The following is a 22,972-nucleotide window of genomic DNA, read 5'->3' as shown; positions in this document are numbered from 1 at the left end:
AGCGGATTTTCGCTCTAGCTTCCACGGGTGAACAGCGCCGCAAGCTCCACATGAGCGGAAAAACGGAACTGATCGACGACGAGAAGTTTCGTCAGCGCGAAACCGGCTCCGATCAGCACCTGTGCATCGCGCGCGAAGGTGACCGGATTGCACGAGACATGGACGAGACGCGCGAGATCGGAAGCCGCGATCTCGGCGATCTGCGCCTGCGCCCCGGCGCGCGGGGGGTCGAGCACCACGGCGTCGAACTTCGCAAGCTCGTCGGGAAGGAGCGGGCGGCGGAAGAGGTCGCGCGCTTCGGTCGTGACGCGGTGGAGCCCTTGGGCCTGGCGCCAGCCCTGATCGAGCGCCGCGACCATCTCGGCCGAGCCCTCGACCGCATGCACCTCGGCCTGCTCGGCCAGCGGCAGCGCGAAAGTGCCGCAGCCGGCAAAGAGATCGGCCACGCGGCCGGCCCCGCCGGTCGCCGCCTTGGCGAAGGCGACCAGCGCCGCCGCGCCGTGATCGGTGGCCTGCAGGAAGGCGCCGGGCGGCGGGACGACCTGGGCCTTTCCGAAGCGTTGGAGAGCCGGGCGGCGGGCGGCGATCACCTCGCCGTTCCAGCTGAGCCGGGCGAGGTCATGGCTGCGGGCGAATTGCGACAAAGCCTCGAACTGCGCCGGATCAGTCTCTTTTCCACCGGTCGCCGCGATCTCGAGACCCGCCTCGGACAGGGTCAATGCGAAGGCGATCTCGCCCTTGCGCGATCCCGCAAGCGCCGTCGCCTCGTGCAGGGCCGGGAGCGCCGCGATCAGTTCGGGCCGCAGGATCAGGCAATGCGGCACCTCGACCACGGTACCGGAGGTGCGCGCGTGAAACCCGACCAGCGTGCCCTTCTTCGTGCGCCGCCCCGACAGGGTCGCGCGTTTGCGCGCGCCGAGCGGCGAGGTCGTGATCGTCATCTCCGGAGAATCGAGGCCGCGCGCCGCGAGCGCCTGGCGCACCACATCCATCTTCCATGCGGCGGTGAAATCCTCCGAGGCGTGCTGCAAGACGCAGCCGCCGCAGGAGCGGTAATGCGGGCAGGGCGCCTTCACGCGTTCGGGCGAGGGGGTGAGGATCTTCGGCGCGGCGATCCGGCCGCCCATGACCTCGCCGGACACTTCCTCGCCGGGCAGGGCCATCGCGACATGCACGGTCCCTTCGGGACCATGGGCCACGCCGTCGGCATGTACGGAGAGTCGTTCGATCACATAGGTCATGCCGTCCTCTACCCCGCCTCGCGTGTTTGAAAAAGAGCCTATTCCGCCGCGTTCTCTGTCTCGTCGCAGGTCAGGAACCCGCCCGACTGCCGCGACCAGTAGCGCGCATAGAGCCCGTTCGCCGCGAGCAGTTCCTCGTGGCTGCCCTGTTCGACGATCTGTCCCGCGTCGAGCACCACGATCCGGTCCATCTCGGCGATCGTGCTGAGCCGATGCGCGATGGCAAGCACGGTCTTGCCCGCCATCACCCGGTGCAGAGCGCGCTGGATCTCGGCCTCGACCTCGGAATCGAGCGCCGAGGTCGCCTCGTCGAGCACCAGGATCGGCGCATCCTTGAGGAAGGCCCGCGCCAGGGCGATCCGCTGCCGCTGCCCGCCCGAGAGCTTCACCCCCCGCTCGCCAAGCTTTGCCGCATAGCCGCGATTGCCCTCGTGATCGACGAGATCGAGGATGAACTCATGCGCCTCGGCCTGTTTCGCCGCGGCGATCAGATCTTCCTCGCTGGCATCGGGCCGGCCATAGAGGATGTTCTCGCGCGCAGAGCGATTGAACATCGCGGTCTCCTGCGTGACCATCGCGATCTGGCGGCGCAGGCTCTCCTGCGTCACGTCGCGGATATCCGTTTCGTCGATCAGGATGCGGCCGCTTTCGGTGTCATAGAGTCTGAGCAGCAGGGCGACGAGCGTCGATTTCCCCGCCCCCGAGGCGCCGACGATCCCGATCCGCTCGCCCGCGCGGATGTCGAGATCGATCCGCGCGACGCCCCCGCTCTGGCGCCCATAGGCGAAGGCGACATCGTCGAAGCGGATCGCGCCCGCCACATGCCCAAGCTCGCGCGCATCGGGGGCATCGGTCAGGCCATGCGCGCGCGCCAGCGTCCGCATCCCGTCCTCGACCTCGCCGATATGGGTCCAGAGCCCCATCAGCGCCGTCGAGACCCAGCCCGACATCTGCGCCAGCCGTATCGCGATCGCACCCGAGGCGGCGATATCGCCCGCGCTCGCCGCTCCGCGCGACCAGAGCAGGATCGCGCCGCCCACCAGCATCACCGGCAAGAGCCCGGAATAGGCCATCTGAACGGTGCGATAGAGGCTCGAGACCTTGCCGAAAGAGACTGTTCTGGCCCGAAACGCCTCCATCGCGGCAAGTGCTGCGCGGTCTTCATGATCGGAATGGGCGAACAGCTTGACCGTCTTGATATTGGTGATCGTGTCCACGACCTGCCCCGTCACCATGGCGCGTGCCGCCGCGCGCGCCTTGGACCGCCCGCGCACCCGGGGCAGGAAGGCGCGGATCAGGAACCCGAGGCCGATCGCCCAGAGCACGAGCCCGAGCGCGCCCCAGCGGTCGATCCCCAGAAGCAGGATGATCGAACCCAGCACCGAGGCCGCGGCGAAGAGCGCGGTGTTGATCGTCTCGGCGACCGTGTCGGTCACGGCGCGCGCCGTCTGCATCTGCTTTTGCGCGATGCGTCCCGCAAAATCGTTGTCGAAGAAAGTCACGTCCTGCCCCATCGTCCAGCGATGCAGCCGCGACAGCACCAGCGGCAGGATATTGGGCTGGACCAGCAGGTTCGTCGTGGCCGAGCTCGCCGCGAAGGCCAGCGGGCGCAGGAGCAGATAGAAGCCGACGAAAAGCGCCAGAAGCCCGGCATTCGCCGCGAGAACGCGCTCGGCCCCCGAGGCCAGCGCCGCGTCGATCACGCGCCCCAGAAGCCAGGCGGAGACCACTTCCATCGAACCGGCGATCACCGAAGCGGCGCCCGCGATGGCGATCACCCTGCCCGCGCCTGCAAGGCACCAGTTCAGGAACGCGCCCAGCCGTTGCGGCGGCGGACCGGAGGAAGGTTCAAACGGGTCGATCATGCTCTCTCGCTTTCAGGGACAGGATATAGCCCGTCCCCCTGCAAGGGGAAGCGTCAGCGCAAGAGCGCAGCGCGATCGAGGGAGAAGCCGGACTCGATCCAGCGCAGCTCCAGAGCGCGCAGGCGCTCACCGAGCGCCTTGCCCTGATAGTCGGGCATCAGGTCGGCTGCGCGGAGCGGAAATTCCTGTTTTGCGCCGAAACAGAGCCTTTTCTGCCACCCGTCCGGCATTTCCTGCCCCATGAGGGCCTGACGCAGCAGAAGGGCGGAAGCACCGTCTTCCTCCCCGTACCGGTAGCCGAGCACCGCCGGATCGCCGCTGCCCGAGATTGCCTCCTTGAAGGTTTCGAGCCGCCGCGCATCGCGGTTGGACAGCCGCAACCGTTCGGCGACCCCATCGCCACCGAGCACCGCAAGCCGCCGGATCGCATCGGCGGGCCGGTCCTCGAGATGGATGAGCGGCGCGAGCGCGCGGGCATCGGCGCCCGGCAGCACGGCGGTCAGCACCCCCGCCTGCGCCATCGCCGCCACCGCCCGCGACGGATCGGGAGCGGCGAGGAGCTTACGCATCTCCGCGCCGAGCCGCTCGCGCGAAAGCGTCTCTATTCCAGCGCAATTCTCGGCGCAGGCCGCCAATCCGTCGGCATCGAGTTCGCGCCCGTACCAGGCGGTGAAGCGGAAGAACCGCAAGATGCGCAGGTAATCTTCGCGGATCCGCGCCTGCGCGTCGCCGACGAAACGGACATGGCGCGCCGCGAGATCCTCGAGCCCGGTTTCGAGCGGGTCGATCACGGTGCCGTCGGCGCGGGCGTAAAGCGCGTTCATAGTGAAATCGCGCCGCGCCGCATCCTCCGCGATATCATCGGAAAAGGCGACCGTCGCATGCCGGCCATGGGTCTCGACATCGCGGCGGAAGGTGGTGATCTCGTGCGGCTTGTGATCGGCGACGACGGTAATCGTGCCGTGATCGATGCCGGTGGGCACGGGCTTGAGCCCCGCCGCCTCGGCGAGCGCGATCACCCGCTCGGGCCGAGCATCGGTCGCGATATCGATATCGTGGACGGGCTGGCCGAGCGCGCTGTTGCGCACGCAACCGCCCACGAGCAGCGCCTGATGCCCCCCCGCCTCGAGCATTGCAAGGACTTGCTGGGTATGGGCCGCCTCGATCCAGTCCCCGGTCAGTTTCATTCCGCCATCCGGTCCGCCAATGCCCGCAATATACGCGCGGTGGCGCCCCAGATGTAATAGGGGCCGTAAGGCGCCACGAAATAGTGCCGCCGCACGCCCCGCCAGCGGCGCGATTCGACCCTGAAATTGGCGGGATCGGCGATATGGGAGAGCGGGACGGTGAAGGCCTCGGCCACCTCGCCGGCTTCCGGGATCACCTCGAAGGGCGTGTGGATCCGCGCCAGAACGGGCGTGACCAGGAAGGAGGTGACGGTCTCATGCGGCTCGAACGTGCCGAGAATTTCGACATGCTCGCGCGGCAAGCCGATTTCCTCGCGCGACTCGCGCAGGGCTGCACCCACGGGCCCCTCATCCTCGGGATCGACCTTGCCGCCGGGAAAGGAGATCTGTCCGGGATGGTGGCGCAGATGCGAACTGCGCTTGGTCAGGTGCAGCCGCGGCTCGGGGCCGAAACAGTCGAAGGCCACGAGCACGCCGGCGGGGCGCAGGCTGCGACCCTCGGGGAGGGTGATGTCGGGGTTCAGGTCGTAATCCGAAGAGGGCCGCCCCGGTCGCGCCAGCGCGGCCAGAACCGGGGCGAGCGGATCAGCCATCACTGTCCTCGCGCGGGCTGCCATCGGGGTTCTTCTGCGCTTCGAAGCCGAGCGTGAGCGGGTCGAACTCGTAATGCGCGCCGCAGAACTGGCAATCGGCCGTGACGATTCCCTCGTCGGTCGTCATATGTGCGATGTCGCGCGCGGAGTAGATCGAGAGCGACTGGCGCACCCGGTCCGCCGAGCAGGTGCAGCCGAATTCCACTCGCTGCGGATCGAAGACGCGCGGGGCTTCCTCGTGGAACAGGCGCACCAGCAGCTCGGTCGGCTGAACCGTGGGGCCGATCAGTTCCATGTCCTCGACCGTGTCGAGCAGGATATTCGCGCGCGCCCAGTTCTCGCCCTCTTCCCCGTCAAGGATGTCGTCGGGCGTGAGCAGGCCGCCATCGCCCGAGCCTTCGGAGGCCGCGACCGAGGGCGAGGCGGGCGGCATGTGCTGCAGCATCACCCCGCCGGCGCGCCAGGTCTCGGCCTGGCCCGGCAGGACGGAGCGGCCGAAGGAGAGCTCGAACCGGGTCGGAAGCTGCTCGGACTGGGCGAAATAGGCCTCGGCGCAGGCGCGCAGCGAGCCCGCGGCGAGCGGCGTGATCCCCTGATAGGGCGTGGTCCCCTTGCCCTGGTCGATCAGGATCGCGAAATAGCCCTGTCCGATCTGCCCGAACGGGTCGGCGGCGGGATCGAGCGCCTCGGCATCGAAACTGGCCCAGGCCCGGATGCGCGCCGGCGCACCCTCTTTCGCCGGGGCGTAGTAATCGGTGGCGATGATCCGGATCGGGCCATTGCCGCGGATCTGCAGCGACAGCTTCCAGCGCAGCTTGACGGTCTGGCCGATCAGCGCGGTGAGCAGCGCGGCCTCGGCCACGAGCATCTCCACGGCGCGCGGATAGTCATGTTGCGAAAGCACGTTCTCGAGCACGCCATCGAGCCGCGCCACGCGGCCGCGAATGTCGGAACGGTCGAGCTGGAAGGGCAGAACGGTATCGTCCCATGCGATTTGGGATAGCTTGGACATGGTGCTCCTGCAGGGCTCCTGAGGGGTTTTCGGGCGGCGCTCGGCCTGCCATACAGCCCCTATATAGGCGGAGCAACCGCAGACCCAAGGAGCAGCCATGATCGCGCGGTTCGGAGAAAGCGTGAAACCCGGCCAAAACTACCGCTTGCGCCCCGGCGCCTATGCGGTGCTGATCCGCGACGGCCGCGTGCTGGTGACCCATCAGGAGGCGCCACTGCCCGAGTTCCAGCTGCCTGGCGGGGGCATCGATCCCGGAGAGGGCGCGATCGATGCGCTGCATCGCGAGGTGCGCGAGGAAACCGGCTGGGCGATCACCGGGCTGCGCCGTCTCGGCGCCTATCGGCGCTTTACCTACATGCCGGAATACGAGTTCTGGGCCGAGAAGCTCTGCTCGATCTGGACGGCCCGCCCGGTCCTGCGCCGGGGCGCGCCGAGCGAGCCGGGACATAGCGCGCATTGGATGGCGCCGGGCGAAGCGCTCGACGCGCTCGCCAACGAGGGCGACCGGCATTTCCTCTGGCAGGCGCTCCGGACCCTCTGACCGAGGGCGGCGCAGCAAGGACGCGCGTTCAGGGTGTCGGGGCAGCCGGGCCGTGGAATTCGAAAGAGGCAGCCGACACGTCGTCATTGATCGCGCTTTCGGTGTAGTCGTCGATCTCCCATAGCAAAGCGTCGAGGAAGGCCCGGCCCTCGAGCCGTGAGAACTTGCGCATGATCGCGGCCAGCCTGGCCTCGTCTATCATTCGTCCCTCCGGATCGGTCGCCTCGGTCAGCCCGTCCGACACGAGCACCAGCCGGTCGCCCGGGCCGAGCCGGGCGGAGACGCTTTCATAGCGGGCGTCGGGGATCAGCCCGATCGGCAAACCGCCCTCCCCGAGAAATTCCACCGCCCCGCCCGCGCGCAGCAGCATCGGGTAGGGATGGCCCGCCTGCACGAGTTCCGCGCGTCCCGTTTCGAGGTCGATATCGGCATAGGCGAGGGTGAAATAGCTCTCGGTCTTCATTTCCTCGAGCACGAGATGGTTCAACAGCGCTGCGAGTTCGGCGGGCGGGCGGCCCTCCTTGCCGCCTTCGGGCGTGTCGACGAGCGCGATATTCTGGGTCGGCAGGCTGCCCGAGATATAGCCGGCGACGCGCGCCATCATCAGCGCCGAGGTGATGCCGTGGCCCGATACGTCGATCGCGTAGAGCCCGATGCGACGCGCGTTGATCGGGAAGAACCCGACCAGGTCGCCGCCGACATGGCCGCAGGGACGCAGCGTCAGCGCCACCTCCGCCGAGCCGAAATCGCGGAATCGTTCGCGTACCAGACTTTGCTGGAGTTTGCGCGCCTCCTGCAGATCGCGTTCGATCACCTCCTGCGCCTCGTGCAGAAGGCGGTTCTTCGCGGCCAGTTCCTCCTGCATCGAGAGGATGCGCGTGCCCGCACTCAGCCGGGCGCGCAATTCCTCCCCGTTGACGGGTTTGGAAAGGAAATCATCCGCCCCGCTTTCGAGCCCATGCGTGACGTCGGTCTTTTCCGTCTTCGAGGTGAGCAGGATGAAGTAGCCGTAACTGCGGCGCTGCATCTCGCGGAAGCTGCGGCAGAATTCCGGTCCGCTCATCCCCGCCATCATCCAGTCCGAGATCACGATGTCGGGCTCGGTCGCGGCGCAGATCTCGAGCGCCTCCTCGGCGCTGCCGGCTTCGGTCACGCGATAGCCCGAGCGTGACAGTTGCGCCGAAAGGATACGCCGCTGCATCCGGCTGTCATCGACGACGAGGACATTGCGGGCATTCCCGCCGCGCGGGTTGCGGCCGGGCCTCTGCGTGTCGAACCTCTCGGCCGCGCTTGTTCTCGCCATCTCGTCATCCGGGTTGCGTTGGCTTCATCAAAGACGGGGAGGGCCTAAGATTCGGTGAAAAGCCGCAGCCGAGCGTGTTTAAGCCTTCGGAAATCTTTCCTCGCTACGGTCGGTAGCCGGTGAAGTAGGAACGGGTGGCCGGAGGGTCCAATGATCGATTGGGATCGTGTGCGCGAATTGCGCTCGGAAATCGGCGCGGACGGGTTCGCGGAGGTGGTGGACCTCTTTCTCGATGAGGTCGAGAGCGTCGTGATGAGCCTGGGGCAACGCCCCGCCCGGCTCGAGGAAGATCTGCATTTCCTCAAGGGGTCGGCATGGAATCTCGGGTTTCGCGACTTCGGCGGGCTTTGCCAGCAGGGCGAACGTCTCGCCGCTGCAGGTGCCGGCGGCGAGGTCAACGTGCCCGCGATCCTCGAAGTCTACAGCGAATCGAAGACCCTTTTCATGGGACGTTTGGCGGAGTTCACCGAAGCGGCGTGACACCGCCCCTCAGATCAGGAACTCGGCGAGCGTCTCGTCTTCGGTAATGTCGCGCCAGACGAAGCCCTCGCGGTCGAGCCGATCGAAAAGCTCGGTGAAGTTCTCGGCGCGCTTGGTTTCGATCCCGATCAGGACAGAGCCGAAGTTGCGCGCCGATTTCTTGAGATATTCGAACCGCGCGATGTCGTCATCGGGCCCCAGCATCTGAAGGAAATCGCGCAAGGCGCCGGGGCGCTGCGGCAGCCGCAGGATGAAGTATTTCTTCAGACCCGAATAGCGTTGCGCCCGCTCGCGCACTTCCGGCAGCCGCTCGAAATCGAAATTGCCGCCCGAGGTGATGCAGACCACGCGCTTGCCGCGGATCTCCTCGGCGAGTTCGGGAAGGACGTCGATCGACATCGCTCCGGCGGGTTCGAGCACGATCCCCTCGACATTGAGCATCTCGAGCATGGTGATGCAGATCCGGTCCTCGGGGGCGAGGCGGATCATCTCGGGAGTGACCCAGCGAAGTTCCTCGAAGGGCCGCGCGCCGATCCGCGCCACCGCGGCGCCATCGACGAAGCTGTTGACCGACTCGAGCGTGACCGGATGCCCTGCCTCGACCGCCGCACGCAGGCTCGCCCCGCCCAGAGGCTCGACAAAGCGGAACCGCGTGTCGGGCGCGGTCGCGCGCAGATATCCGGTGACGCCGGCCGCCAGCCCGCCGCCGCCGACCGGCAGGATCACCAGATCGGGCGGATCGCCCAGCTGGTCGAGGATCTCGACGCCGACCGACGCCTGCCCCTCGATCACGTCGGCATCGTCGAAGGGCGCGAGAAAATGCGCCTCGGCCTGGGCGCAGAACGCCTGCGCCGCGGTGAGGGTGTCGTCGAAATAGTCGCCGGTCAGCACGATCTCGATCGCGTCCCCGCCGAAGGTCTTGGTCTTGTCGATCTTTTGCTGCGGGGTCGTGACCGGCATGAAGATCGTGCCCTTCACGCCGAAATGGCGGCAGGCGAAAGCCACGCCCTGCGCATGGTTGCCCGCCGAGGCGCAGACGAAATGCGCGGCCTCCGGGTCCCGTTCGCGCAGCTTGCGCATCGCCGTGAAGGCGCCGCGCAGCTTGTAGGAGCGCACCGGCGTCAGGTCTTCGCGCTTGAGCCAGATATCGGCGTCGAATCGCGCCGAAAGATGATCGTTGCGCTGCAACGGCGTCGGCTCGAAGAGGGCGCGCAGGGCACGGGTCGCGGCGAGGGCGGAAAGGGCAAATTCACTCATATGAAAGCCATGCCGAAGCGGCGGCATTGTTGCAAGAATTATCGGGCATTGGCGAAACGCTGCCACGGCCGGAGACGGTTCGGCAAGCCGGCGCGCATGGCCCAAGGCTGCCTCGATTTGGCCGCATTCCGGAACTAATTGGAACAAAAGTCGCAACAATCGATCAACCGATCAAGGGAGGGCTTCATGAGCCTCAAGAGAACCTCGTTCGTGACGCTCGTGGCAGCGAGCTTCGTTTTCGCGCCGGTCGCCTCGAGCCACTTCACCGGCTATGACATGGCCTTCGCCAAGGGAGGCAATGGCGGCGGAAACGGCGGTGGCAACAGTGGCGGCAATGGAGGCGGCAACGGCGGAGGAAACGGCGGCGGCAATTCCGGCAACCACGGCGGCGGCAATGCCGGCGGAAAATCCGCCTCGCATGGCAAGCCGTCGAGCCCCGGAAAGTCCGGCGCCGCACATGCCGCTACCGGCGGCCCGGTGAAATTCCTCAACGATCTCTTCTCCGGCGGCAGCAAGAAGGGCGGCAATGCGACGACGAAGGTCACCGCCAAGCCGGCCAAGACCCGCGTTCGCTCGACCACCCCGACCGATTACGCCGTCGCGGAGTCGCCCCGGCCCAATGGCAAGCCCAAGCTGACCAAGGCCTCCTTCACCAAGCAGGGGGCGCTCGCCTCGGAGCTCAAGGGCCTGAATGCCGCCCATGCGAGCCCCACCGCGCTCGCGAATGCCGCGCCCAACAGCCAGGTCGGCCGGATCGCCACCTACAAGGCGGCGGTGCTGGCCGCAGGCGCGCTCGACCAGCAGCTCGCCGATGCGCAGCAGACGCTTTCCGAGCTTCAGTCGCAGGTCATCCGGACGCCGGACGCGGTCCAGGCCGATATCGATGCGCTCGATCCGACCGCGCCCGATTACCAGGATCAGCTTGCCGCGCTTCAGTCCGAGCTTGACGCCTCGACCGCCTACCAGTCCGAACTGGCCTCCGCCCAGCAGGCGGTGAGCGATCTCGAGGCGCAAGGCGGTGATTACCGCGCCCCCTCCGATATCCAGGCGGATATCGCCGCGCTCGACCCGACCGCGGCGGACTATCAGACCCAGCTCGCCGCGCTGCAATCGGAACTCGATGGAGCGCAAACCTATGATCAGCAGCTCGCGCAGGCACAGAAATCGCTGAGCGATCTGCAGTCGCAGACCCTCCGTTCGCCCGACGCCATCCAGGCCGATCTCGACGCGCTCGATGCGACCGATCCTGCCAATGCCGATCAGATCGCCGCCTTGCAGGCCGAGCTAGAGGCGTCGCAGACCTACCAGACCGAGCTCGCCAGCGCGCAGCAATCGGTGAGCCAGCTCGAGACCGAGGTTTCGACCGCGACGCAGGATCAGCAGGATGCGCTTCTGTCGGCCTCGAACGGGCGTGAACTCTCGCCCGAGGCACTGGCCTATCTCAACGAGCTGCTCGGTCTGTCCGCGCCCGACGCGAGCGCCGGGGATGCGACCGTCGAGCCGGTTACGGCCACCACCGAGCCCGCTGTCACGACCGATACGGGCAGCTCGGGCTGAGCCTGACCCCATGCAGATCCGGAAAGGGCCGTCCATTGGGCGGCCCTTGTCCATTTCAGAAAAACGCTCTATCCCGTCGCGGAACAAAATTACGGGAGTTGCCGAATGACCGCGCCCAAGAAAGTTGTGCTTGCCTATTCGGGCGGCCTCGATACCTCGATCATCCTGAAATGGCTGCAGACCGAATATGGCTGCGAGGTCGTGACCTTCACCGCCGATCTCGGCCAGGGCGAGGAACTGGACCCGGCGCGCAAGAAGGCCGAGATGCTCGGCATCAAGCCCGAGAACATCTATATCGAGGATATCCGCGAAGAGTTCGTGCGCGACTTCGTCTTCCCGATGTTCCGCGCCAATGCGGTCTATGAAGGTCTGTACCTTCTCGGCACCTCGATCGCGCGGCCGCTGATCTCCAAGCGCCTCGTCGAGATCGCCAAGGAAACCGGTGCCGATGCGGTGGCCCATGGTGCGACCGGCAAGGGCAACGATCAGGTCCGCTTCGAGCTGGCCTGCTATGCACTCGACCCGGCGATCAAGGTGATCGCGCCGTGGCGCGAATGGGATCTGTCCTCGCGCACCAAGCTGCTGGAATTCGCCGAAGCGAACCAGATCCCGATCGCCAAGGACAAGCGCGGCGAGGCGCCCTTCTCGGTCGATGCGAACCTGCTGCACACCTCGTCGGAGGGCAAGGTGCTGGAAGATCCGGGCGAGATGGCCCCCGATTACGTCTATCAGCGCACCGACGACCCGGTGACGCAGGCCCCCGACGAGCCCGAATATATCGAGATCGGCTTCGAACAGGGCGACGCGGTGTCGATCAATGGCGAGGCGATGAGCCCCGCGACGATCCTCACCAAGCTCAACGAATACGGCAAGAAACACGGCATCGGCCGTCTGGATTTCGTGGAAAACCGTTTCGTGGGCATGAAATCGCGCGGCGTCTACGAGACCCCCGGCGGCGCGATCCTGCTCGAGGCGCATCGCGGCATCGAACAGATCACGCTCGATAGCGGCGCAGGCCACCTGAAGGATTCGATCATGCCGCGCTATGCGGAGCTGATCTATAACGGCTTCTGGTTCAGCCCTGAGCGCGAGGCGCTGCAGGCGCTGATCGACAAGACGCAGGAATATGTCACCGGCACGGTGAAGCTGATGCTCTTCAAGGGTGCGGCCCGGACCGTCGCGCGGCAGTCGGAGTCCTCGCTCTATTCCGAGAAGCACGTCACCTTCGAGGAAGATGCGGGCGCCTACGATCAGAAGGATGCGGCGGGCTTCATCCAGCTCAACGCGCTGCGCCTGAAGCTGATCGCGACCCGCAACGCACGGGTGAAGAAATGAGCCTCTCGCAGCCCAAGGCCGCCATCGTCACCGTCTCCGACCGCGCCAGCCGCGGCGAATACGAGGACAAGGGCGGTCCGGGCTGCGAGGACTACCTGCGCGGCGTGGTGACCTCGCCGCTCGAGATCGAACGTCACATTATCCCCGACGGGCGTGAATCGGTCGCCGAAAAACTGCGCGAACTCGTTGCCGCCGAGGCCGATCTGATCCTGGTGACCGGTGGCACCGGACCGGCGCCGCGCGACGAGACGCCCGAAGGCTGCGCCGATGTGATCGAGAAGGAACTCGCAGGCTTCGGCGAAGAGATGCGCCGCGCCTCGCTTCTCGAGGTTCCCACCGCGATCCTGTCGCGCCAATCGGCGGGCATCGCGGGCAAGTCGCTGATCATCATGGTCCCGGGCAAGCCCTCGGCCATCGCGACCTGCCTCGATGCGGTCTTCGCCGCCGTGCCCTATTGCCTCGACCTGATCGGCGCGGCCCGGATCGACACCGATCCCGCGCGGATCGAGGCGTTCCGCCCGAAAAAGAAGTAAGAGGGGCGCTGCCCCCGTCGCCGGAGGGCGACAGATACTGGCCGAGCAGGGGGCTCTGCCCCCGCCCTGCGGGCCCCCCGGGATATTTTGACCAAGGGGAAGCTGAGGTTTTGGTCTTCCTCTTGACCGAAATATCCCGGGGTGAATTCGCGAATGCGAAGAGGGGCAGAGCCCCTCCCCCCTTAGGTCTTCACCGCGGAGATGACGTAATTCACGCTCAGATCGCGCTCCGAAAGCGACCAGCGCCAGCTTAACGGGTTGAACACCATGCCGCGGCGGTCGACCGGGTCGAGGCGCGCATTTCCCGCCAGCGCGTAGAGCTCGTCGGGCGTGATGAATTTCGACCATTCATGCGTGCCCACCGGCAGCCAGCGCATCACCCGCTCGGCGCCGATGATCGCGACCATGTAGCTTTTCGGATTGCGGTTGAGCGTCGAGCAGATCATCAGCCCGCCCGGCTTCATCAGGCTTTCGATCGTGTTCACGAAGCCCTGCGGATCGGCGACATGCTCGATGATCTCCATCGCGAGCACCACGTCGAACTGCTCGCCCTGCGCGGCAAGGTCCTCGGCCGCGCAATGGCGGTAATCGATCTCGAGACCCGATTGCTCGGCATGGAGCTGCGCCACCGGGATGTTGCGCTCGGCCGCATCGGCCCCCACGACCGTCGCGCCCAGCCGCGCCATCGGCTCGGCCAGGAGCCCGCCGCCGCAGCCGATATCGAGCAGGCGCAGGCCTTCGAAGGGGCGCGGTGCCGTCAGGTCGCGGCCGAACTGGGTCGCGATCTGGGTGGTGATGTAGTCGAGCCGGCAGGGATTGAGCATATGCAGCGGCTTGAACTTGCCGTTCGGGTCCCACCATTCCGCCGCCATCGCCTCGAATTTCGCGACTTCGGACGGGTCGATGCTGTTTGCCGGGGTTGCCATCGCTCTCCTCGCACTGATTTGCATCACGCCCATGGCGGGCCGTGTCTTTGCTCTATATAGTCCGGATATGGACAGAACAGCAGGGCAAAAGCGCGCATCGGGCGCGCATCTCTACCCGCCGGTCGAACCGTTCGATCAGCGCCGGATCGATGTCGGCGACGGCCATGTTCTCTATGTCGAGCAATCGGGCCATCCGCAGGGGCAGCCCGTGGTGGTCTGTCATGGCGGGCCGGGGGGCGGCTGTTCGCCGACGATGCGGCGCTTCTTCGATCCCGCGCATTACCGCATCATCCTCTTCGATCAGCGCGGCTGCGGCCTGTCGCGGCCCCATGCGAGCGTGACCGCCAATACGACCTGGCACCTGATTTCGGATATGGAGAAGATCCGCGCCGCGCTCGGGATCGAGAGCTGGATCGTGTTCGGCGGCAGCTGGGGCGCAACCCTCGCGCTGCTTTATGCGCAGGCCCACCCCGACCGGGCGCAGGCGCTGGTGCTGCGCGGCGTGTTCCTGGCGACGAAGGCCGAGCTCGACTGGTTCTACGGTGGCGGCGCGGGGCAGTTCTATCCCGATCTCTGGGCCAATTTCCGCAGGCCGATCCCGGAGGACGAGCATCACGATCTGATCGGCGCCTATCACAAGCGGCTGTTCTCGGGCGATTACATGGCCGAGGCGCGCTATGCGCGGCATTGGGCGATGTGGGAGAACGCGCTCGCTTCGGTGAGCTATGACGGGCCGCCCGGCGAGGCCTCGCCCGATTACGCCCGCGCGTTCGCCCGGCTGGAGAACCACTATTTCCGGAACGGCGCCTTCCTCGAGCAGGACGACCAGATCCTGCGCAACCGGCCCCGGATCGAGCATATCCCGACGGTGATCGTGCAGGGGCGGCTCGACATGATCTGCCCGCCGGTCTCGGCCTATCGGCTTGCGCGGGGCTGGGCGCGCGCGAAACTCGATCTGGTGCCGATGGCGGGCCATGCGCTGAGCGAGCCGGGGATCACGGCGGGGCTTGTCCGGACGATGGATGGGCTTAGATCCTGACCCGGAGCGAAGACGACCGGAGTCCGGATGATGGTGCTGAGCTATTTCCTGCTGTTTCTTCTGGCCTCCGCGGCGGCGGCCGCGACCGGCGTGATCTTCCGCCCGGGCCGCTGGTACGAGGATTTGCGCAAGCCAGGCTTCACCCCGCCGAACTGGGTGTTCCCCGTCGCCTGGACCTATCTCTACCTCTCGGTCGCCTATGCCGCGGCGCGTGTCGCTCCGCTCGAGGGGAGCCAGGTCGCGCTGGCGCTCTTTGCGGTGCAGATCGCGCTCAACACGCTCTGGACGCCGGTCTTCTTCGGCGCGCATCGGCTCGGGTTGGGGATGGGGGTTCTCGTCCTGCTCTGGCTCGCGGTGGCGGCGATGGGCGCGGCCTTCCTGAGGCTCGATCCGATCGCGGGGCTTCTGGTCTTGCCCTATCTCGTCTGGCTGAGTCTGGCGGCCGCGCTGAACTGGCGCGTCTGGCGCGACAACCGCATCTGAAGTTTGACTTGCGGAATCCGTGGCGGGAGCGTATATCCCCTGCAACAGCGGCGCGCCGGGGTCCAAACCCGACGCCCACCGGAAAAGTGTGACGGGCCGCGAGGGCCCGTTTTTTGTTTTTGAAGGATCGGAAAGAAAGATGACCGACCTGATCGCCAAGACCGCCATCGACCGGCGTCTGGCCGAGATCGTCACCCCCGTGATCGAGGGGCTGGGCTTCGAGCTCGTGCGGCTGCGGCTGCAGGGCGGCAAGAACGCCACGCTCCAGATCATGGCCGACCGTCCCGAGGGCGGGATCGTCGTGGATGACTGCGCCGAGATTTCCACCGCCGTTTCGGCGGCGCTCGACGTCGAGGACCCGATCGAGGAGAGATACAATCTCGAAGTGTCCTCGCCGGGCATCGACCGGCCGCTGACGCGGCTCAAGGATTTCGACATCTGGGAAGGCTACGAGGCCAAGATCGAAACCTCCGAGATGATCGACACGCGCAAGCGCTTCAAGGGCATCCTGCGCGGCACCGAGGGCTCCGAGGTGTTGATCGAGATCGAGGAACAGGGCGAACAGGTCGTGATCGGCCTGCAATTCGACTGGCTCGCGGATGCGAAGCTCGTGCTGACCGATGAACTCATCGCCGAAATGCTGCGCCAGAAGAAGGCCACCGACAGCATCGACGAAACCGACTTTGACGATATCGACGAATCCCCCGAGGAGGACACCTGAGATGGCCATCACTGCAGCCAACCAGCTTGAACTGTTGCAGACCGCTGAGGCGGTGGCGCGCGAGAAGATGATCGACCCGGATCTGGTGATCCAGGCGATGGAAGAGAGCCTCGCGCGGGCCGCCAAGTCGCGCTACGGCGCGGAGATGGACATCCGTGTCTCGATCGACCGCAAGACCGGCAAGGCCACCTTCACCCGCGTGCGTACCGTCGTCGCCGACGAAGAGCTCGAGAACTACCAGGCCGAGCTGACCGTCGAGCAGGCCAAGCAATACATGGAAAACCCGCAGGTCGGCGACGAGATCGTCGACGAGGTGCCGCCCGTCGATCTGGGCCGGATCGCCGCGCAATCGGCCAAGCAGGTGATCTTGCAGAAGGTCCGCGAGGCCGAGCGCGATCGCCAGTACGAAGAGTTCAAGGACCGCGTGGGCACGATCCTCAACGGCGTCGTCAAGCGCGAGGAATACGGCAATATCATCGTCGATATCGGTCGTGGCGAGGCGATCCTGCGCCGCAACGAGAAGATCGGCCGCGAGAGCTATCGCCCGAATGACCGCATCCGCGCCTATGTGAAGGATGTGCGCCGCGAGACCCGCGGTCCGCAGGTCTTCCTCAGCCGCACCGACCCGCAATTCATGGCCGAGCTCTTCAAGATGGAAGTGCCGGAGATCTATGACGGCATCATCGAGATCAAGGCCGTCGCCCGTGATCCGGGGTCGCGCGCCAAGATCGGCGTGATCAGCCATGACAGCTCGATCGATCCGGTCGGCGCCTGTGTCGGCATGCGCGGTTCGCGCGTGCAGGCCGTCGTTGGCGAGCTTCAGGGCGAGAAGATCGACATCATCCCGTGGAACGAGGATCAGGCCACCTTCCTCGTGAACGCGCTGCAACCGGCCGAGGTCTCGAAGGTCGTGATCGACGAAGAGGCGCAGAAGATCGAGGTCGTCGTGCCCGACGAGCAGCTCTCGCTCGCGATCGGCCGCCGCGGTCAGAACGTGCGTCTGGCCTCGCAGCTGACCGGGCTCGACATCGACATCCTGACCGAGGCCGAGGAGTCGGCGCGCCGTCAGGCCGAATTCGCCGAGCGGACCAAGCTGTTCGTCGATGCGCTGGATCTGGACGAATTCTTCGCCCAGCTTCTGGTCGCCGAAGGCTTCACCTCGCTCGAGGAAGTGGCCTATGTCGACATGGACGAGCTTCTCTCGATCGAGGGCGTGGACGAGAGCACGGCCGAAGAGCTGCAAGCCCGCGCCCGCGACGTGATCGAGGAGCAGAACCGCAAGGCTCTGGAAGCCGCGCGCGAGCTGGGTGTCGAGGACAGCCTGATCGCGTTCGAGGGGCTGACCCCGCAAATGGTCGAGGCGCTCGCCCAGGACGGGATCAAGACGCTCGAGGATTTCGCGACCTGCGCGGACTGGGAACTTGCCGGTGGCTGGACCACCGTCGACGGCCAGCGCGTGAAGGACGACGGCCTGCTCGAGAAGTTCGACGTCAGCCTCGAAGAGGCGCAGACCCTGATCATGACCGCGCGCATCCAGCTTGGCTGGGTGGACCCGTCCGAGCTTGAGGCCGATGAGGCCGAGGGCGACGAACTGGAAGGCGCGGAAGAGAACGAGGAGGAGGCCGAGGCGTAAGCCCGGCCCCGACCGGAGAGGATCGCAGATGAGTCGCGGCGGAAAGCCGAAAGATAGGGATGAGTCCGAACGGCGCTGCATCGTCACCGGCGATGTTCAGCCGAAGGCTGGGCTCATCCGTTTCGTGCTCGGCCCGGATGGCTTGATCTACCCGGACGTGGTGGGCAAGCTGCCCGGCCGGGGGATCTGGGTCACCGCGGATCGCGGCACCATCGAGACCGCGATGAAGAAGGGACTTTTCGCCCGGGGCGCCAAGGCGCCGGCGAAAACCCCGGAAAATCTGGTGGAAATGGTCGAACAGGCCCTTGCCGCGCGCGTCGTAGAGCTTATTTCTCTGGAGCGGAAGGCCGGCAAGGCGGTTGTCGGCTTCGAAAAGGTCAAGGGCTGGCTGGCCGAAGGGCGCGCAAAAGTGCTGCTTCAGGCGAGTGACGGCTCGGACAGGGGCAAGGGCAAGCTGTGGACGCCCGAGGGCGGACGATGGTTCGGCTGCCTCACCTCTCAGGAATTGGGTTTGGCATTCGGGCGCGATCGTGCGATACACGGCGCGCTTGCAGCTGGTGGCCTCACCCCGCGCGTGATTGAAGACGCATCGAGGCTTGCGGGATTGCGCAAGCAGGACGGCGGCCAGACCGCCATGAAGGATACGAAGACGGCATGAGCGATACGGACGGCAAAAAGACTCTCGGACTTGGCGGTTCGCGCCCCGGGCAGGTGAAGCAGAGCTTCTCCCACGGGCGCACGAAGAACGTCGTGGTCGAGACGAAGGGCAAGAAGCGGATCTTGAACAAGCCGGGAGCCGGGGCTGGAAAGTCCGCGGGCGGAAAACCTGCGCTCGGTGACCCTTCGAAACGCCCGGCCGGGATCTCGGATGCCGAGATGGAGCGTCGCCTGAAGGCGCTTCAGGCAGCGAAAGCGCGCGAGGTCGAAGAGGCCGCCGCCCGCGAGGCCGAGGAAAAGGCCCGCGAGGAGGAACGCGATCGCCGTCGCGCCGAGGCCGAGGCCAAGGAACGCGAAGAGCGCGAGCGCGAAGCCGCGCTGAAGGCGAAGGCGGAAGAGGACGAGCGCAAGAAGCGCGAGGCCGAGCTGCGCGACAAGAAGAAGGAAGAGATCCGCAAGGGCGGGCCGAAGAAGGACGAGCCGGTCGATCAGGCCGCCGTCGAGGCCGCTGCCGTGCGCGCCGAAACCAAGGGCGTCGCCTCTTCCGGTCCGCGCAAGACGGATCGCGAGCGCGATACCCGCAACGAGCGCGACACCCGCGGCGGCAAGGGCAAGGATGCCGGCAACCGCCGCTCGGGCAAGCTCTCGCTGAGCGACGCGCTCGCGGGTGGCGAAGGTCGTCAACGCTCGCTCGCCGCGATGAAGCGCAAGCAGGAACGCCAGCGTCAGAAGGCGATGGGCGGTGCGAACCGCGCCGAGAAGCAATCGCGCGAAGTCCAGCTGCCCGAGACCATCATGGTCTCCGAACTGGCGAACCGGATGGCCGAACGCGGCGCCGACGTGGTCAAGTCGCTGATGAAGATGGGCATGATGGTCACGGCCAACCAGACCCTCGACGCCGACACCGCGGAACTGGTGATCGAAGAATTCGGCCACAAGGCCGTGCGCGTGTCGGATGCGGATGTGGAGCAGGTCATCAATACGGTTGACGACAATCCCGAAGACCTTGAGTCGCGTCCGCCGATCATCACGATCATGGGCCATGTCGACCACGGCAAGACCTCGCTGCTCGACGCGCTTCGCCACGCCAATGTGGTCTCCGGCGAGGCTGGCGGCATCACGCAGCATATCGGCGCCTACCAGGTGCAGGCCGAGAGCGGCGCGACGCTGACCTTCCTCGACACGCCCGGCCACGCGGCCTTCACCTCGATGCGTGCACGCGGTGCGAACGTCACCGATATCGTGGTGCTCGTCGTTGCGGCCGACGATTCGGTGATGCCGCAGACCATCGAGGCGATCAACCACGCCAAGGCGGCGAAGGTGCCGATGATCGTCGCGATCAACAAATGCGACAAGCCCGACGCGAACCCGCAGAAGGTCCGCACCGAGCTTCTCCAGCACGAGGTCGTCGTCGAAGAGATGTCGGGCGACGTGCAGGACGTCGAGGTTTCGGCCAAGACCGGCAAGGGGCTCGACGAGCTGCTCGAAGCGATCGCGCTTCAGGCCGAACTGCTCGAACTCAAGGCGAACCCCGAGCGCGCGGCGCAAGGCGCGGTGATCGAGGCCAAGCTCGACGTGGGCCGCGGCCCGGTCGCGACGGTTCTCGTCCAGCACGGCACGCTGCATCGGGGCGACATCTTCGTCGTCGGCGAGCAGTGGGGCAAGGTCCGTGCGCTGATCAACGACAAGGGTGAGCGCGTCGAGGATGCCGGCCCGTCGGTTCCGGTCGAGGTTCTGGGCCTCAACGGCACGCCCGAGGCGGGCGACGTGCTCAACGTCGTCGAGACCGAGGCGCAGGCCCGCGAGATCGCCGAGTATCGCGAGCAGGCCGCGAAGGACAAGCGCGCCGCCGCCGGTGCCGCGACCACGCTCGAACAGCTGATGGCGAAGGCCAAGGCCGACGAGAGCGTGACCGAGCTGCAGGTCATCGTGAAGGCGGACGTGCAGGGCTCGACCGAGGCGATCGTTCAGGCGCTCGAGAAGGTCGGCAACGAAGAGGTCCGCGTGCGCGTGATCCATTCGGGGGTGGGCGCCATCACCGAATCCGACATCACGCTGGCCGAGGCGTCGAACGCGCCGGTCATCGGCTTCAACGTCCGCGCCAACGCGCCTGCGCGCAATTCCGCGAACCAGAAGGGCGTCGAGATCCGCTACTACTCGATCATCTACGATCTGGTGGACGACATCAAAGCGGCCGCCTCCGGCCTTCTCTCGGCCGAGATCCGCGAGCGCTTCATCGGCTATGCGCAGATCAAGGAGGTCTTCAAGGTCACCGGCGTCGGCAAGGTCGCGGGCTGTCTTGTTACCGAAGGCGTGGCGCGGCGTTCCGCCGGCGTGCGTCTGCTGCGCGACGACGTGGTGATCCACGAAGGAACGCTCAAGACGCTCAAGCGCTTCAAGGACGAGGTGAAGGAAGTCATCTCGGGTCAGGAATGCGGTATGGCGTTCGAGAATTACGACGATATCCGCCCCGGCGATGTCATCGAGATCTTCGAGCGCGAGGAGATCGAGCGCACGCTCTGATCCCGACCGCCACGGAAAAAGAAAACGGGGGCCGAAAGGCCCCCGTTTCGCATTTCGGCAGGTCTTGCGGCGCGCCGGTCAGGCGCCGACCGGGCGTCCGGCGAACAGGTTGTCGCCCACGCGCACGAGGATGCGCCCGCATTCGAGCTGACGCTCGTACACGCCCTGAATCGAGACGCAGCTGCCAATGAGAATAGTCCTGAGCATATCTGTCACCCTCCCTTCACTTGAACGAGAGTAAACACCGACTCCTTTCGAAAATGCAAATGCAATTGATGCGTTTCGAATGTCGGTTAGCGGCGTCTTGACGGTCCAGAGGCCGTGGGCGTCAGAGCCAGTCGCGCAGGATCGGGATCAAGGGCACATCCGCAGGCGGCATCGGATAGTCGCGCAACTCGCGCGCACGGGCCCAGGCCAGCTGCTGACCCTCGCGCGGCGTCACGATACCCTCCCATTTCCGGCAGGCGAAAAGCGGCATCAGGAGGTGGAAATCCGCGTAGGCGTGGCTCGCGAAGGTGAGCGGCGCGAGGCAGCTCTCACGGGTGTGGATGCCAAGCTCTTCCTCGAGCTCGCGGATCAGGCAGGCCTCGGGGGTTTCGCCTGTCTCGACCTTGCCGCCGGGGAACTCCCACAGCCCCGCCATCGACTTGCCCTCGGGGCGCTGTGCCAGAAGCACGCGCCCGTCCGCGTCGATCAGCGCCACGGCGGAGACCAGGACCATCTTCACGAGCGGTAATCCGCGTTGATGTCGATGTAACGATGGGTGAGATCGCAGGTCCAGACCGATTTCGATGCCCGGCCGAGGCCGAGATCGACGCCGATCACCAGTTCCTGGTTCTTCATGTAGGCGCTCGCCTCCTCTTCGGAGTAATCGGGCACGCGCCAGCCCTTCTCGGCCACGACCATGTCGCCGAAGGAGATCGTCAGCTTGTCGCGATCGGCCTGCGCGCCGGATTTTCCGACCGCCGCGACCACGCGGCCCCAATTCGCATCCTCGCCCGCGATCGCGGTTTTCACGAGCGGCGAGTTGGCCACCGACATCGCGACCTTGTGGGCGTCTTCCGCGCTCGCCGCGCGGGTCACGCGGATCTCGACGAATTTCGTCGCGCCTTCGCCGTCCTTCACCACCTGATGGGCGAGATCCATCATCACCGCGCGCAGCCCGGCCTCAAAGGCCTTCGCAGCACCCGAGCGCAGGTCGGAGATCTCGGCCGCCGCGGACTTGCCCGTCGCCGCGACGATCAGCGCGTCCGATGTCGAGGTATCGCTGTCGACAGTGATCGCGTTGAAGGTGTCGTTCACCTGCCGCGAGAGCATCTTCTGCAGCCGGGCGGGGGCGATCTTCGCATCGGTGAAGATATAGACCAGCATCGTCGCCATGTTCGGCGCGATCATCCCCGAGCCTTTCGCGATCCCGGCGATCCTGATCGTGCCGCCCTCGCCTTCGACCTCGGCGCTCGCCCCTTTCGGATAGGTGTCGGTCGTCATGATCGCGCGCGCGGCGTCTTCGATCCCGGCCGGGGAGAGACGGTCCTTCAGCGTGTCGATCGCGGCGACGATCTTGTCATAGGGGAGCGGTTCGCCGATCACCCCGGTCGAGGAGGAAAAGACCCGGCTCGCAGGCATGTCGAGGGCTGCCGCCACGGCGCCGGTCACCGCGTCGACGGCGGTCTGCCCGTTCTTCCCGGTGAAGGCGTTCGCGTTGCCGGAATTGACGATGATCGCGGCACCCGCATCGGCCGGCACGCGCATTTTCAGCTTGTCCTGGCAATCGAGGACGCAGGCGGCACGGGTCGATGAGGTGGTGAACACGCCCGCGATCGAGGAGCCGGGCGCGACCTTCGCCAGCATCACATCGGTGCGGCCGGCATATTTCACCCCCGCCGCGGCGGAGGCGAACTCGACCCCGTCGATCTCCGGCAGCGCCGGAAAGCTTTCGGGGGCGAGCGGCGAGACCATCACGGTCTTGGCCTTGGTGGCGGCGGGCGCGGCGGCGAGATCGGATTTCAGCGCCTTCACCTTGGCGCGCAGCTTCTTGACCTTCGCCTTAAGCTTGTCGTCGTCTTTCTTCTTCGCCATCGCGCCC

Annotated in this window: 22 protein-coding genes; 11 read left to right on the top strand and 11 right to left on the bottom strand. The window is 66.3% G+C overall.

Translation table 11 applies throughout. The features are described from left to right. Positions 1-14: 14 nt before the first annotated feature. The 5 genes from DW2_RS08875 to hslO are packed head-to-tail and all read right to left on the bottom strand — an operon-like array spanning position 15 to position 5,898. Positions 15-1,241 carry a class I SAM-dependent RNA methyltransferase gene (locus tag DW2_RS08875; protein WP_038145556.1) on the bottom strand — a complete coding sequence of 409 codons (1,227 nt, stop codon included), beginning with the start codon at positions 1,239-1,241 and terminating at the stop codon, positions 15-17. A 38-nt stretch (positions 1,242-1,279) separates the two neighbouring features. Then, positions 1,280-3,106, bottom strand: a complete 1,827-nt coding sequence (locus DW2_RS08870; protein ID WP_038145553.1) for an ABC transporter ATP-binding protein — start codon at positions 3,104-3,106, stop codon at positions 1,280-1,282. Between the two features lie 53 nt (positions 3,107-3,159). Next, positions 3,160-4,293, bottom strand: coding sequence for a CCA tRNA nucleotidyltransferase (locus DW2_RS08865; protein ID WP_038145551.1), 1,134 nt, complete (start codon positions 4,291-4,293; stop codon positions 3,160-3,162). Beyond that, positions 4,290-4,886, bottom strand: coding sequence for an NUDIX hydrolase (locus tag DW2_RS08860; RefSeq protein WP_038145547.1), 597 nt, complete (start codon positions 4,884-4,886; stop codon positions 4,290-4,292). The genes DW2_RS08865 and DW2_RS08860 overlap by 4 nt, the downstream gene beginning before the upstream one ends. After that, on the bottom strand, positions 4,879-5,898 hold the full coding sequence (gene hslO / locus DW2_RS08855) for an Hsp33 family molecular chaperone HslO (protein ID WP_038145544.1): 1,020 nt from the start codon (positions 5,896-5,898) through the stop codon (positions 4,879-4,881). Before hslO ends, DW2_RS08860 begins: the two co-directional genes overlap by 8 nt. Before the next feature lie 97 nt (positions 5,899-5,995). Here hslO and DW2_RS08850 point away from each other — a divergent pair, with 97 nt between their 5' ends. Next, positions 5,996-6,439, top strand: a complete 444-nt coding sequence (locus DW2_RS08850; RefSeq protein ID WP_038145542.1) for an NUDIX domain-containing protein — start codon at positions 5,996-5,998, stop codon at positions 6,437-6,439. A 28-nt stretch (positions 6,440-6,467) separates the two neighbouring features. On the opposite strand, the gene DW2_RS08845 is transcribed toward DW2_RS08850, so the two are convergent. Next, positions 6,468-7,742, bottom strand: a complete 1,275-nt coding sequence (locus DW2_RS08845; RefSeq protein WP_038145539.1) for a PP2C family protein-serine/threonine phosphatase — start codon at positions 7,740-7,742, stop codon at positions 6,468-6,470. A gap of 150 nt (positions 7,743-7,892) precedes the next feature. On the opposite strand from DW2_RS08845, the gene DW2_RS08840 reads away from it, so the two are divergent. Then, positions 7,893-8,222: an Hpt domain-containing protein gene (locus DW2_RS08840; protein ID WP_038145538.1), complete on the top strand. Its 330-nt coding sequence runs from the start codon at positions 7,893-7,895 to the stop codon at positions 8,220-8,222. 9 nt (positions 8,223-8,231) lie between these two features. Here DW2_RS08840 and ilvA read toward each other — a convergent pair whose 3' ends face one another. Then, positions 8,232-9,479: a threonine ammonia-lyase IlvA gene (ilvA, locus tag DW2_RS08835; protein WP_038145873.1), complete on the bottom strand. Its 1,248-nt coding sequence runs from the start codon at positions 9,477-9,479 to the stop codon at positions 8,232-8,234. Between the two features lie 186 nt (positions 9,480-9,665). Here ilvA and DW2_RS20060 point away from each other — a divergent pair, with 186 nt between their 5' ends. The 3 genes from DW2_RS20060 to mog all read left to right on the top strand — a co-directional run bounded on the left by DW2_RS20060 (position 9,666) and on the right by mog (position 12,904). Further along, positions 9,666-11,036, top strand: a complete 1,371-nt coding sequence (locus tag DW2_RS20060) for a hypothetical protein (protein WP_051855737.1) — start codon at positions 9,666-9,668, stop codon at positions 11,034-11,036. Positions 11,037-11,141: 105 nt separating this feature from the next. Further along, on the top strand, positions 11,142-12,371 hold the full coding sequence (locus DW2_RS08825; protein WP_038145534.1) for an argininosuccinate synthase: 1,230 nt from the start codon (positions 11,142-11,144) through the stop codon (positions 12,369-12,371). After that, positions 12,368-12,904, top strand: a complete 537-nt coding sequence (gene mog, locus DW2_RS08820; RefSeq protein WP_038145533.1) for a molybdopterin adenylyltransferase — start codon at positions 12,368-12,370, stop codon at positions 12,902-12,904. The genes DW2_RS08825 and mog overlap by 4 nt, the downstream gene beginning before the upstream one ends. A 182-nt stretch (positions 12,905-13,086) precedes the next feature. Here mog and ubiG read toward each other — a convergent pair whose 3' ends face one another. After that, the gene (gene ubiG, locus DW2_RS08815; RefSeq protein ID WP_038145531.1) at positions 13,087-13,830 is read right to left on the bottom strand and encodes a bifunctional 2-polyprenyl-6-hydroxyphenol methylase/3-demethylubiquinol 3-O-methyltransferase UbiG; all 744 of its coding nucleotides are present in this window, start codon (positions 13,828-13,830) and stop codon (positions 13,087-13,089) included. Positions 13,831-13,897: 67 nt separating this feature from the next. Between ubiG and pip the strand changes: the two genes are divergently transcribed. The 6 genes from pip to infB all read left to right on the top strand — a co-directional run bounded on the left by pip (position 13,898) and on the right by infB (position 20,886). Then, the gene (gene pip / locus DW2_RS08810; RefSeq protein WP_038145529.1) at positions 13,898-14,869 is read left to right on the top strand and encodes a prolyl aminopeptidase; all 972 of its coding nucleotides are present in this window, start codon (positions 13,898-13,900) and stop codon (positions 14,867-14,869) included. Positions 14,870-14,896: 27 nt separating this feature from the next. After that, entirely contained in the window at positions 14,897-15,352 is a 456-nt protein-coding gene (gene tspO / locus DW2_RS08805; protein ID WP_337588239.1) for a tryptophan-rich sensory protein TspO, read from the top strand. Between the two features lie 139 nt (positions 15,353-15,491). Beyond that, positions 15,492-16,073 carry a ribosome maturation factor RimP gene (rimP, locus tag DW2_RS08800; protein WP_038145528.1) on the top strand — a complete coding sequence of 194 codons (582 nt, stop codon included), beginning with the start codon at positions 15,492-15,494 and terminating at the stop codon, positions 16,071-16,073. Between the two features lies 1 nt (position 16,074). Continuing rightward, positions 16,075-17,706 (top strand): transcription termination factor NusA, encoded by a 1,632-nt coding sequence (gene nusA, locus DW2_RS08795; protein ID WP_038145527.1) that lies wholly within the window; start codon positions 16,075-16,077, stop codon positions 17,704-17,706. Positions 17,707-17,734: 28 nt separating this feature from the next. Beyond that, positions 17,735-18,364: an RNA-binding protein gene (locus DW2_RS08790; protein ID WP_038145525.1), complete on the top strand. Its 630-nt coding sequence runs from the start codon at positions 17,735-17,737 to the stop codon at positions 18,362-18,364. Continuing rightward, positions 18,361-20,886 carry a translation initiation factor IF-2 gene (gene infB / locus DW2_RS08785; protein ID WP_038145524.1) on the top strand — a complete coding sequence of 842 codons (2,526 nt, stop codon included), beginning with the start codon at positions 18,361-18,363 and terminating at the stop codon, positions 20,884-20,886. The genes DW2_RS08790 and infB overlap by 4 nt, the downstream gene beginning before the upstream one ends. 78 nt (positions 20,887-20,964) lie before the next feature. On the opposite strand, the gene DW2_RS20295 is transcribed toward infB, so the two are convergent. From DW2_RS20295 to argJ, 3 genes are all read right to left on the bottom strand, one after another. Then, complete coding sequence (locus DW2_RS20295) at positions 20,965-21,093, bottom strand: hypothetical protein (protein WP_272944422.1); 129 nt, start codon at positions 21,091-21,093, stop codon at positions 20,965-20,967. 121 nt (positions 21,094-21,214) lie between these two features. Beyond that, positions 21,215-21,613 carry an 8-oxo-dGTP diphosphatase MutT gene (gene mutT / locus DW2_RS08780; RefSeq protein WP_038145523.1) on the bottom strand — a complete coding sequence of 133 codons (399 nt, stop codon included), beginning with the start codon at positions 21,611-21,613 and terminating at the stop codon, positions 21,215-21,217. Further along, a complete protein-coding gene (gene argJ / locus DW2_RS08775; RefSeq protein WP_081874921.1) occupies positions 21,610-22,965 on the bottom strand; it encodes a bifunctional glutamate N-acetyltransferase/amino-acid acetyltransferase ArgJ in 1,356 nt (451 codons plus the stop codon). The genes mutT and argJ overlap by 4 nt, the downstream gene beginning before the upstream one ends. Positions 22,966-22,972: the final 7 nt, after the last annotated feature.

It is taken from the genome of Thioclava atlantica, from assembly GCF_000737065.1.
Taxonomy (GTDB): domain Bacteria; phylum Pseudomonadota; class Alphaproteobacteria; order Rhodobacterales; family Rhodobacteraceae; genus Thioclava; species Thioclava atlantica.
The sequence above is the reverse complement of the archived record's forward strand: the minus strand, read 5'-3'. Positions and strand labels throughout refer to the sequence as shown.